The sequence below is a fragment of the Leeuwenhoekiella sp. CH_XMU1409-2 genome, from assembly GCF_037029365.1.
In the GTDB taxonomy this organism is placed as follows: Bacteria; Bacteroidota; Bacteroidia; order Flavobacteriales; family Flavobacteriaceae; genus Leeuwenhoekiella; species Leeuwenhoekiella blandensis.
Window position 1 is genome coordinate 79,171 of the sequence record NZ_JAYMEI010000016.1, and the last position, 11,837, is coordinate 91,007.

The following is an 11,837-nucleotide window of genomic DNA, read 5'->3' on the forward strand; positions in this document are numbered from 1 at the left end:
CTATGAATTTTAAAAATAAAATGCTGCGTGACGATGCGCTTCAAGGAAAAACAATTGTGGTAACCGGCGGCGGAAGCGGTCTGGGAAAAGCAATGACCAAATACTTTATGGAGTTAGGGGCTCAGGTTGCTATTACTTCGCGAAATTTGGAAAAACTTAAAACTACTGCCGAAGCTTTAGAAGCTGAAACCTGTGGAACCTGCTTTCCGGTGCAATGCGACGTACGCGATTATGAGCAAGTCGTCGCGATGCGCGATGCGGTAATTGAGCAATTTGGTAGTGTTGACGTGCTGTTGAATAATGCCGCAGGTAATTTCATTTCTCCAACTGAAAGACTTTCTGCCAACGCTTTTGATGTGGTTATTGATATCGTCTTAAAAGGAAGTAAAAACTGCACGCTCGCCTTTGGTAAGCATTGGATTGATAAAAAGGTAACCAACAAAACCATCTTAAACATCGTTACGACCTATGCCTGGACCGGTTCTGCTTATGTGGTTCCCAGTGCTACGGCAAAAGCCGGAGTGCTTGCTATGACACGCTCACTAGCGGTAGAATGGGCCAAATACGGTATACGTTCTAATGCGATCGCTCCTGGCCCCTTCCCTACCAAAGGTGCTTGGGAACGGCTTCTTCCGGGAGATCTTGCTGAAAAATTTGATCTGTCTAAGAAAGTACCCTTGCGCAGAGTTGGAGCACATCAGGAGCTTGCCAATCTCGCGGCGTATTTAGTTTCAGACTTTTCAGCGTACATCAACGGTGAAGTTGTGACCATTGATGGTGGTGAATGGCTTGAAGGTGCGGGACAATTCAATTTATTACAAGATATTCCAGAAGAATTATGGGATCAATTGGAGGCAATGGTTAAAGCAAAGCGCAATAAATAAAGGATTTAAGAATTTTTAAACTCGAATCCTGTGTTTTATAAAAGTGATTCTCCTAAAACTATTAAAACCTGTTAACAAAAAGCATTTTAATTGCCCGTTATAAATCGTATTTTCGCTGTGCAATACCTCAATATACTCTATGGGCAAAATTATAGCAATTGCTAATCAAAAAGGTGGTGTAGGCAAGACTACAACATCGGTTAACCTTGCAGCCTCGCTAGGCGTGCTTGAGAAAAAAGTACTTTTAATTGATGCAGATCCTCAGGCAAATGCCACATCGGGATTGGGTATAGATGTTGAAACGATCGAGATGGGTACCTATCAGCTGCTGGAACATTCTAGCAAGGCCGAAGAAACCATTATGAAGACCGAGTCTCCAAATCTCGACTTGATTCCTGCACATATCGACTTGGTAGCTATCGAGATCGAATTGGTAGATATGGATCAACGCGAATATATGATGGCGCGTGCCATAAGACACTTGAAAGATTCTTATGACTACATCTTGATTGATTGTGCCCCATCATTGGGATTATTAACACTCAATGCACTTACCGCTTCAGACTCTGTGATTATACCTATTCAATGTGAATATTTTGCACTTGAAGGTCTTGGTAAATTGTTGAACACGATCAAAAGTGTTCAGAAAATCCACAATCAAAAATTAGATATTGAGGGGCTTTTATTAACGATGTTTGATTCTCGTTTGAGACTTTCAAATCAGGTGGTTGATGAAGTACAAAAGCATTTTGATGAGATGGTTTTTGATACCATTATCCAAAGAAACGTTCGCTTGAGTGAAGCACCAAGTTATGGTGAAAGCATAATTAATTACGATGCAGGCAGCAAAGGTGCCGCAAATTACTTAAGTTTAGCTCAGGAGATAATTACTAAAAATGACGCGTAAAGATGGCTAAAGCAGTTAAAAAACAAGCTTTGGGTCGTGGTCTTTCAGCTTTATTGAAAGATCCTGACAATGATATAAAAACCGCCGGTGATAAAGGCGCAGATAAGGTTGTAGGCAATATTGTAGAGCTAGAACTTGCCAATATTGAAGTAAACCCGTTTCAACCCCGAAGCAGTTTTAATGAAGATGCTTTAAAAGAGCTTGCGTCGTCCATTCGTGAGTTGGGTGTCATTCAACCCATAACCGTTCGTAAAATTGAGTTTGGTAAATACCAATTGGTTTCTGGAGAGCGTCGTTTTAGAGCTTCCAAATTAGTTGGTCTAGAGACCATCCCGGCATACATTCGTATCGCTAATGATCAAGAGTCGCTTGAGATGGCTCTTGTTGAAAACATTCAACGTGAAGATCTTGATCCCATAGAAATTGCACTTTCTTACGAGCGTTTGATCGAAGAGATCAATCTTACCCAAGAGCAAATGAGCGAGCGTGTAGGTAAAAACAGATCTACGATTGCTAACTATTTGCGTTTGTTGAAATTAGACCCGATCGTTCAAACAGGAATGCGTGATGGTTTTCTGTCTATGGGCCACGGTCGTGCGCTGATTAATATTGAAAATACTTCAGACCAACTCGATATATACGAGAAGATCCTTCAGGATTCACTTTCGGTAAGAGCTACAGAAGCCCTTGTAAAAAATTATAAAGAAGGGAAAAAATCAGGGAAGTCAACTCCGGTTAAATCTAAAGTTCCTGACTTCATTCAGGAAGGAAAAAAAGAATTTGCTTCTTACTTTGGAGCCAAAGTAGATGTAAAAGTTGCTCAAAAAGGCAATGGAAAACTAATAATTCCGTTTTCTTCAGAAGAAGATTTTAAGCGACTTAAAAAATTAATATCTGGTGCCGAATAAATTAATACTATTTACTTGCCTCCTTTTCTGCAGTATAGCTTTAAGCCAATCAACGCCATCTGAGGAACAACCTCAAATTGAAGCCGAAGAAATAGATGCCGCTTTTCAAGAATATGATGCGCTTAAACCGGCCAAAGCTGCGTTTTACGCTGCGGTGCTTCCGGGATTAGGACAAGCTTACAATAAAGATTACTGGAAAATTCCTATCGTATACGGTGCTATTGGTACCGGTGTAGGAATTGCCGTTTACAATCACGACCTCTTTCAACAATATCGTACCGCATACAAAGATCGTATTGCAGGACGTATGGATGAATTTACTATAGTAGATGAAAATGGGAATACGCGTGAATTATTCACAGAAGATCAATTGTTGAGAGCCCAGGATTTTTACCGAAGAAACAAAGAACTATCGATACTCATTACCGCAGGGTTGTATGTATTGCAAATACTTGAAGCAAACGTAGATGCTCACCTTTCACAATATGAAGTGGAAGACCGATTGAGCTTTGCTCCATTTATGCAACGCAATGAATTTGACTACTCAAACACGTTTGGGATGCGTATCACTTATACTTTTTAGATTATGAAAATTGCCCTTCTTGGTTATGGCCGTATGGGAAAAACTATAGCGCAACTCGCAACAGATCGCGGTCACGAGATCGTGAAAACCATCGATGCCGCTGATGACTCTTATGATTTTAATGGTGCCGAAGTTGCTATCGATTTTAGTATTCCTTCTGCTGCCGTAGCAAATATCACAGCCTGTTTTGAAGCGAATATTCCGGTAGTTTCAGGAACCACGGGATGGCTTGATAAGTATGACGAGATGGTTTCGCTATGCGAGCAAAATAAAGGGGCTTTTATTTACGCCTCAAACTTTAGCGTAGGGGTAAACATCTTTTTTGAACTGAATAAGCAGCTTGCCAAAATGATGCAGGGGCTTAAAGACTATGATGTAGCTATGACAGAAGTACATCATATTCATAAATTAGATGCCCCTAGCGGAACCGCAATAACGTTGGCAGAAGGGATTTTGGAGCATTCAGAGAAAAACGACTGGATTCTTGATGAGCAAGAAGCGAACAAAATCACCATTAAAGCAGAACGCGAAGGTGAAGTTCCAGGAACGCATACTATAAAATATGAAAGTCAAGTTGATGAGATCACTATCGAACATAAGGCACATAACCGCAATGGTTTTGCTTTAGGTGCAATCATCGCTGCCGAATGGTTAAAAGATAAAACAGGTGTTTATAGTATGAAAGATGTACTCAATTTATCATAATGAGTAACATCTTACTAGAAAAACATACAAATACAACAAAACATACGAACCTATGACAATGATGCAATGGTTTTTATTCTTCCTGCTGGTTCAGGTCATCCACTTTTTAGGAACCTGGAAATTATATAAAAAAGCAGGACGTCAGGCTTGGGAAGCTATCGTTCCCATATATAATGCGGTTATTCTAATGCGTATAATTGGTCGCCCTTGGTGGTGGACCATTCTTCTTTTTATCCCCATCGTAAACCTGATTATGTTTCCGGTAATTTGGGTAGAAACTGCAAGAAGCTTTGGTAAAAACTCAACGACAGACACAGTACTTGTTATTGTCACGCTGGGCTTCTACCTCTATTATTTAAATTATGCTGCGCCGGTAACCTATAAAACAGAGCGCTCATTAGTGCCTAAAAGTGCTGTTGGTGAGTGGGTTAGTTCTATTCTTTTTGCAGTTGTGGCTGCAACCATTGTACACACCTATGTGATGCAACCTTTTACGATTCCTACCGGTTCATTAGAACGCACTCTACTCATAGGAGATTTTCTTTTTGTAAGTAAGTTTCATTATGGGGCACGTACGCCAATGACGACCGTAAGTTTCCCGATGGTTCATGACACCATTCCGGGTGTAGGGATCAAATCCTATTTAGACAAACCCCAACTCCCCTACTTTAGACTTCCGGGGTTTCAAGATATTGAGCGCAGCGACATTGTGGTGTTTAGCTGGCCGGTAGATACGGTAAATCGCTTCTACGGCTTGGATGACGGAAAATACTATCATAAACCCATAGATAAAAAATCGAATTATGTAAAACGTGCGGTAGGTTTACCTGGGGATAGTTTGAAAATCGTTGACGGAAAAGTTTTTGTAAACAATGCTCCTCTGGAATTACCTGGCCGTGCACAACCACAATACAGTTATATAGGTACAGCAAAAGGTGGCGGATTTAATGCAAAGAACCTTTACGATCAATATAAGATAACTAATCTTTCGTTCTATAATTCAACGCAATTTCATACTCAGGCGCTTACTGCTGAAAATGCAGAGCGCTTCCGCAATCATCCAAATGTAGCTTCCCTTGAACGGTTAATTGCAGATCCAGGTCAAAAAGATGCTTCTATCTTTCCGAAAGGGAATGCTAGTTTAGGAAATCGCGATCAGATGGCTTCTTTTTATATTCCTAAAGCTGGAGCTACAGCGCCAATTACTGTTGAAAACCTTCCGCTTTATAAACGTCTAATTGAAGTTTATGAGGGTGAAGAAATGGGAGAACAACGCGAGATCACTGTAAATGGAACTGAAGTTGCCTTAAACGGTCAACCACTTACCGAATACACATTTAAACAAGATTATTACTGGATGATGGGTGATAACCGTCATAATAGTGAAGACAGTCGTTTTTGGGGCTTTGTTCCTGAAAATCATATCGTAGGTAAACCTGTATTTATTTGGTTTAGTTGGGACAGTAATGGCACCGGTATTATGGAAAAAATTCGTTGGGAACGCTTGTTTACGACGGTTGGTGGCGATGGCAAGCCGGTTTCTTACTTTATTTACTTTATTATTGCCATAGTTGGCTATATTGTAATCTCAAAAGTCATAAAGATCAGGAAAGCAAAATCCTAATATTTAAACAAATAACACGTAAAAGCATCAAATTTTAAAGGTTTGATGCTTTTTGTTTTTATACTGATAAAAATTTTTATTTTAACACAATTGCTTAGGGATTGCACAGCCTGTTTTATAGCTTCCGCACTATGGAAACACAGGAAAAAAATACACAACGTACAGTAAAAAATAACGATACCGTAAAGGTGCATTACACAGGAAAATTAACAAATGGTCAAATTTTTGACAGCTCTGTAGATAAGCAACCTTTAGAATTTCAATTAGGTCAGGGACAAATCATTCCCGGTTTTGAAAAAGGTCTTATTGATATGGGAGTTAGTGAAAAGAAAACGATCACGATCCCAGAAGCAGAAGCCTACGGCGAAGTGCGTAAAGATCTTTTTCAAGAAGTACCAAAAGCAGATCTTCCACAGGAAATTGATCCTCAAGTAGGAATGGGCTTAGTTGCTAAAAATCCTGACGGAAGTGAGCGTCAACTTCGTGTAGCTGAAGTGCGTAATGAAAGTATCGTGATCGATGCCAATCACCCACTTGCAGGACAGGATCTCATTTTTGACCTGGAAGTTGTAGATATCAAATAATAGCTTTTTAAATAAATCTTGAAAGTCCGTAGACATCTGTGTTTACGGACTTTTTTCATTCAAATCAATAAGGCTAGACGAAATGCTTTAACAGAATTATAGCATTTTGAAAAAAATAAATTTAGGACGCACCTGTTATAGAGGTCTAACTAAATTTATGAATAATGAAAAAAATGAATACTGTTGCGCTTTTAAGCGCGACCATACTTACTGTATCTTGTGTGTCTAAGAAAAAATACACCGAATTAGAAACCAGATATGACGACACGCGGGTTTCGCTTACCAAAACTCAGGTTGAGAAAGAAGAATTAGAAGCAAAATACAGCGCCATCGAAAACCGGGTTGCTGACTACAACAGCAAAATAAATTCTTTAAGAGATGACAACTATCAAAAGCTTGACTTAGTAGAAAATCTTGCTGTTATGTCTGAAAGTACTAAAGATAAAATGCGTGAAACCTTAAGCAAGGTAGATCAAAACGAATTGGCGCAAGCCAAGAGTCTTGAAGATTCGATGAACCTAGCGATCTCATATAACCTTAAAAAGAATCTTGATGATTCTGTGGGGGAAGATGAAGATATTCAGGTCGATATCGATGAGACTGTGGTAATGATCAATGTTTCTGATAAATTGCTGTTCAATAGCGGAAGCTATCGTGTAAGTAATAAAGCAGACGGTTTATTAAAACGCCTGGCAGATGTCATCAATTCAGAACCTGCAATCGAAGTTATGGTTGAAGGTCATACGGATGACCAAACGGTAAAACCCGGTGCTTACATTAAAGACAATTGGGAACTTTCAGTAGAGCGTTCTACAGCGATCATTAGAGAGTTACAAGACAAGTATAATGTTGATCCTGCTAAACTGATCGCAGCAGGACGCAGTAGTTACTTACCACTTGTAGATAATGCCACTAAAGAAGATCGTGCTAAGAACCGCCGTACAAGAATTGTCATCTTACCTAATTTAGATAAATTCCTATCGATGGTAAGTTCGACCGACTAGTATAATATTTAGAAATACTTGTAAAAAGCCACCGAATGGTGGCTTTTTTTTAATACTTAATCGTATAAGTCTGTTAAACTATTTTCTATCTCTTTGAAGATTTGATAATTTAAAAAGAAAATGCTGAAGACTATGAAAGTAAAGAACACCCATTTAATACATTTAATAAGAGAAGAACATCGTTTTAATTTTGGGTCATTTTACTTTTTTGATGACTTTATCATTTCAGAAATTAATGAAGGCGAATTATTTGAGTGGGATAAAGCTCAAAAAGTGCTTGAGGTTGGTGAAAAATTTTATAAAAATAAAGGCAGCCAAGTGAATTACATCTCGAATCGCGTTCATGATTATTCTATTAAACCCCAAGATTGGTTGGCCTATTTAAACAAACGTGATCTATTTAAGGTTTTTGCTGTTGTTACTTACCGCAAAACAGCCATTTATAATTTAGTTATCGAACGTTTTTTTTATAAAGGAGAAATTTTTTCTTTTGAGAGTTTACTCGAAGCGGTTAATTTTATCCGTAAAGGTGACAAGTTAGATCCTGTTACCGATTTTGAGAAACTAACACAAAAGCATCATGATAATACTTTATGAACTGGCACTCATTTGCGCCGGTATTCTTTTAGGAATAACAACACTAGACAAATGGGACGGCAGCACCCAAATCTTCACTAAAGCTGCAAGTGCTCTTCGCCCCTTTTCTGCCGTCATTGGAGGCATATGCCTTATTTTAGGTATTTGGTTTCTCTTTAGACCCTTCTGTACATTTAGAGACATTGTAGGTATTCTTGCCGGCTTGGCACTGTTGGGAGGAACTTTTCAGAACAGCCCATCATTACAAGATTTCTTCAATAAAGCAGCAGGATTTTTAAATCCGTATCAAGTAATCATTGGGATTACAGCTCTGATTCTTGGATTATTAGGACTCTTAAATATTGCCTTTATCTGCTAGTAACTAATCCGGGATTATTATATCCTTTGGCAGCGTCAATAAAAAAAGGTCTGGCAATGCCAGACCTTTTGGTTATATAATAAGATTGAGAATATTCTATAAATCCTGATTTGTTGGTCGTATCAAGATCTCGTTTACACTGCTGTGCTCTGGTTGTGTTAAGGCGTAATGTATAGAATTTGCTATATCTTCTGCTTCTAAAGTCTTCAAGTCGGCAAACTGTGATAACATATCTTGTACATCATCATCAGTAATGGTTTGCGTCAATTCGGTTGCTACAAAGCCTGGTTCTATAGAAGTTACTTTGGTATTATATTTTGGTCCCATTTCTAGACGTATACCTTCACTCAAAGCTCTTACCGCATATTTGGTGGCACAATACACAGATCCGGCAGGCATAATTTTTCTTCCGGCTACAGATGAAATATTAATAATGTGACCTGATTTATTCTCTTTCATATCTGGCACTACACTAGAAACACCATTAAGCACACCTTTGATGTTTACATCTACCATAGTGTCCCATTCGTCTGTCTTCAAATTTTCTACAAAAGAAAGTGGCATCAGTCCCGCATTGTTTACTAAAACATCTACTTTACCAAAGGTCTCGTGTGTTTTTTCAATAATATTCTTCCAATCGTCTTTACTCGTTACATCTGCCGTAACGACTAAAGCCGTTCCACCTTCTTTTTCAATAGTTTCTTTAAGTTCGTTCAAGCGCTCTGTACGTCGTGCAGTAATAACAACTTTAGCACCGGCTCCGGCTAATTTTTTTGCCGTCGCCTCTCCTATTCCACTTGAGGCTCCGGTTATGATCACAGTTTTGTTCTCTAAACTCATAATTTAATTTTTAGTTTAGACAAATTTACTTAGCCTTCCCGTTTGAGTTCATTGACCTATGTTAGGTTTAGCTGTTAAGAATATACAAAGCCTGTTAAGCCTTGTTAAGAATTACGTTTTCTCCTGAAGTTCTCTTCGAATTCGGCTTAATGATTCTGGTTTTATACCAAGATAACTCGCAATTTTATAGTTGGGAACGCGCTGCTCGATATTGGGATAGGTCTCACAGAATTCCTGATACCGTTCAGTACTGTTTTTTTCTAAGCCATTCTGAATGCGTTCATAGAGCGCAACAAAAGCACCTGTTAATTTGATTCTAAAAAAACGTTCAAATTTTGGTATTCGTCCGTAGAGCTCTTCGAGATAGTTTTTATTCAATTCCAGCACCGTTGAATCTTCAATACAGCTTACCGTCAACCGTGCCCGTGTACCGTTAAAAAAAGCAGCAAAATCACTCACCCACCAATCTTCAATGGCAAATTGTAAAATTGACTCATCTCCGTTTTCTGAAGTATGAACTACTTGCAAACAACCGGAGACCACATAAAATTCTGACTGAACCAAATCGCCGGGACGGATCAGGATAGCTCTTTTTTTGAATTTTTGCGGAGAAAGCAAACCGCAAAATTCATCAAATTCCTGATCTGAAATTTCAATAACCTGTTCTAAGTGCTTCCGTAAAGAATCAAACATATTTGCTCGTAAATTATCTTGGGTATTATACCCTTCTGAGGTGCCAAAAATACGCGCCCTTAATAACAAAGGATGACCACAAAGATTAAAAATAGGGATAATACTTCAACTACGATTTACTAATTGTTTATATAAACTTTGGCAAAAAGCTTTAAGCTTTCCTAGTAAATTTAGCGTTCTATTTTAATCGTATGGATCTCGCAATACTCGAAGTTTTTATCATTCTCGGAGTCACTATTTTCTTATTTGTCACCGAATTATTTCCGGTAGACAAAATTGCTATTTTCATTATTGTATCCTTGATTTTGTTGGGTTTAGTCACTCCCGAAGAAGGTATAAGTGGTTTTTCAAACACTGCAACGATCACTGTTTTGGCCTTGATGATCATTGCAGTGGCGCTTGAGGATAATGGCGTCATTGCATGGTTTACCGACGGTTTACAGCGCTTGAGCATTTTCCCCTTACTCCTGCTTATTCCCACATTTATGTTTCTAACTGCCGGTATAAGTGCTTTTATAAGTACAACAGCCGTAGTGATCGTTTTTATAAAAATTATTTTTCAGCTTGCAGAGCGCTATGGAATAGCAGCGGGTAAATTATTACTACCGGTATCTTTTGCAGGAATTCTTGGCGGAAGCTGCACCTTAATGGGAACATCAACCAATCTCATTGTGAATTCTGTGGCTCAAAACCGCGGAATAGAAAAACTTGGCTTTTTTGAATTTGCTTGGTTTGGCTTGATCTTTCTGGTAATAGGAATAGTTGTGGTTACCATTGCTTCAAAATTTCTTCCGAAGAAAAATGTTTCAGAACGTTTAGAGGTAGATTACGAGATCAACAACCTGATTACAACCGTCACCATAAACTCAAACTCGCCGCTTGTGGGTAAAGCCATTCAGGATACGTTTCTTTTTAAAGATCCTGAGGTAACCTTGCTCAAACTCATTCGCAACCATGTGGTCACCAATGCGCCAGGAAGATATATTACGCTTGCAGAGCAAGATAAACTGGTCGTGATGGCAGATCTTGAAAATATAGAGCGTATCTCTCAAGAAGAGAACCTGACACAAGCGAGTAAAGCACTTCAAACTGCGGAAACTTTCTCCAAAGATCAGAAGAAGAAAACAGAACAAGAGTCCAAAGAAACCCAAATTCAATTAATAGAAGTCTTGGTGCTGCCCGGTTCTGCTTTTGTAGGAAGCACGCTCAATAATTTAAAACGACTTAAGCTTGAAGGCGCCTTACCCATAGCTATTAAAAAACGGAAAAACATCAGGAACACCACCGAGCGGCTTATCCGTAAAGATCTGAATCAAATACGCATTAAACCCGGGGATCGCATTTTATTGGAGATTACCCAAACTGAGTTGAATACTTTGGAAAATCTTGAAGGTATTGTGATCTTAAAGATGCACGAACCTTTTAAAGCCAAAAATAACAAGCGTAAATATATTACTGCAGCGATTTTACTAGCCGTGATCGCCATGGCTGCTTCCGGTTTGTTGAGTATTCTAGCAAGTTCACTTACAGGAATTGGATTACTCTTGGCGACAAATAGCCTTGAGATGAATAAAATTTATCATAAAGTAGATTGGCAGATATTTTTTCTACTGGCCGGTATGATTCCGCTGGGTGTGGCAATGACCAATAGCGGTGCAGACCTCTGGCTTTCTGAACATTTACTTGCCCTATTTGAAGGGAGAAATAACTTGTTTATTCTTGGAGCTCTTTTTTTGATCACCATGATTCTTAGCGGAAGTATTTCAAACAATGCTACCGCGGTGATTATGGCACCCATTGCAATTTCCGTTGCATCCGGACTCAACCTACCTGCTAAACCTTTTATTCTGGCGGTTATGTTTGCGGCTAATTTTAGCTTTTTTACACCCGTGGGATATCAAACCAATACATTGATCTACAATCTTGGTATTTATCGCTTCAAGCATTTTTTGATTTTAGGAGGTATCCTATCAATCATTTTATGTGTAGCAGGTACCTTTCTACTCGCTACGTTATTATAAACTAAACCACCTTTCAGTAATCAACCTTAGCAGATGCCAGTAAACCACATTATGGCAAGCCTGTCTGTATTCTAAGGTTTGTGCAAATTTTTATGCTGCAAATTTAAAGGTTTCCACATATGGTGTTTG

General features: G+C 38.8%; 13 protein-coding genes. 11 read left to right on the forward strand and 2 right to left on the reverse strand.

Translation table 11 applies throughout. From position 1 onward, the window contains the following. Window positions 1–2: 2 nt before the first annotated feature. The 10 genes from WA338_RS15515 to WA338_RS15560 all read left to right on the forward strand — a co-directional run bounded on the left by WA338_RS15515 (window position 3) and on the right by WA338_RS15560 (window position 8,154). Window positions 3–884: an SDR family oxidoreductase gene (locus tag WA338_RS15515; RefSeq protein ID WP_009780078.1), complete on the forward strand. Its 882-nt coding sequence runs from the start codon at window positions 3–5 to the stop codon at window positions 882–884. A 139-nt stretch (window positions 885–1,023) separates the two neighbouring features. After that, on the forward strand, window positions 1,024–1,791 hold the full coding sequence (locus tag WA338_RS15520) for a ParA family protein (RefSeq protein ID WP_009780077.1): 768 nt from the start codon (window positions 1,024–1,026) through the stop codon (window positions 1,789–1,791). A 2-nt stretch (window positions 1,792–1,793) separates the two neighbouring features. After that, the gene (locus WA338_RS15525) at window positions 1,794–2,699 is read left to right on the forward strand and encodes a ParB/RepB/Spo0J family partition protein (protein ID WP_009780076.1); all 906 of its coding nucleotides are present in this window, start codon (window positions 1,794–1,796) and stop codon (window positions 2,697–2,699) included. Further along, complete coding sequence (locus WA338_RS15530) at window positions 2,689–3,282, forward strand: DUF5683 domain-containing protein (RefSeq protein ID WP_009780075.1); 594 nt, start codon at window positions 2,689–2,691, stop codon at window positions 3,280–3,282. The genes WA338_RS15525 and WA338_RS15530 overlap by 11 nt, the downstream gene beginning before the upstream one ends. Before the next feature lie 3 nt (window positions 3,283–3,285). Continuing rightward, the gene (dapB, locus tag WA338_RS15535) at window positions 3,286–3,987 is read left to right on the forward strand and encodes a 4-hydroxy-tetrahydrodipicolinate reductase (protein WP_009780074.1); all 702 of its coding nucleotides are present in this window, start codon (window positions 3,286–3,288) and stop codon (window positions 3,985–3,987) included. A gap of 52 nt (window positions 3,988–4,039) precedes the next feature. After that, window positions 4,040–5,611, forward strand: a complete 1,572-nt coding sequence (lepB, locus tag WA338_RS15540) for a signal peptidase I (RefSeq protein WP_009780073.1) — start codon at window positions 4,040–4,042, stop codon at window positions 5,609–5,611. A gap of 131 nt (window positions 5,612–5,742) precedes the next feature. Then, a complete protein-coding gene (locus WA338_RS15545; protein ID WP_009780072.1) occupies window positions 5,743–6,195 on the forward strand; it encodes an FKBP-type peptidyl-prolyl cis-trans isomerase in 453 nt (150 codons plus the stop codon). A 164-nt stretch (window positions 6,196–6,359) separates the two neighbouring features. Then, the gene (locus WA338_RS15550; protein ID WP_272985619.1) at window positions 6,360–7,199 is read left to right on the forward strand and encodes an OmpA/MotB family protein; all 840 of its coding nucleotides are present in this window, start codon (window positions 6,360–6,362) and stop codon (window positions 7,197–7,199) included. A 132-nt stretch (window positions 7,200–7,331) separates the two neighbouring features. After that, entirely contained in the window at window positions 7,332–7,796 is a 465-nt protein-coding gene (locus tag WA338_RS15555; protein WP_009780070.1) for a hypothetical protein, read from the forward strand. Beyond that, a complete protein-coding gene (locus WA338_RS15560) occupies window positions 7,780–8,154 on the forward strand; it encodes a hypothetical protein (protein ID WP_009780069.1) in 375 nt (124 codons plus the stop codon). Before WA338_RS15555 ends, WA338_RS15560 begins: the two co-directional genes overlap by 17 nt. A gap of 96 nt (window positions 8,155–8,250) precedes the next feature. Here the strand turns inward: WA338_RS15560 and WA338_RS15565 are convergent, their stop codons facing one another. Then, on the reverse strand, window positions 8,251–8,994 hold the full coding sequence (locus tag WA338_RS15565; protein WP_272985621.1) for an SDR family oxidoreductase: 744 nt from the start codon (window positions 8,992–8,994) through the stop codon (window positions 8,251–8,253). 111 nt (window positions 8,995–9,105) lie between these two features. Further along, a complete protein-coding gene (locus WA338_RS15570; protein ID WP_009780067.1) occupies window positions 9,106–9,687 on the reverse strand; it encodes a Crp/Fnr family transcriptional regulator in 582 nt (193 codons plus the stop codon). Between the two features lie 191 nt (window positions 9,688–9,878). On the opposite strand from WA338_RS15570, the gene WA338_RS15575 reads away from it, so the two are divergent. Further along, complete coding sequence (locus WA338_RS15575) at window positions 9,879–11,708, forward strand: SLC13 family permease (protein WP_273016279.1); 1,830 nt, start codon at window positions 9,879–9,881, stop codon at window positions 11,706–11,708. Window positions 11,709–11,837: the final 129 nt, after the last annotated feature.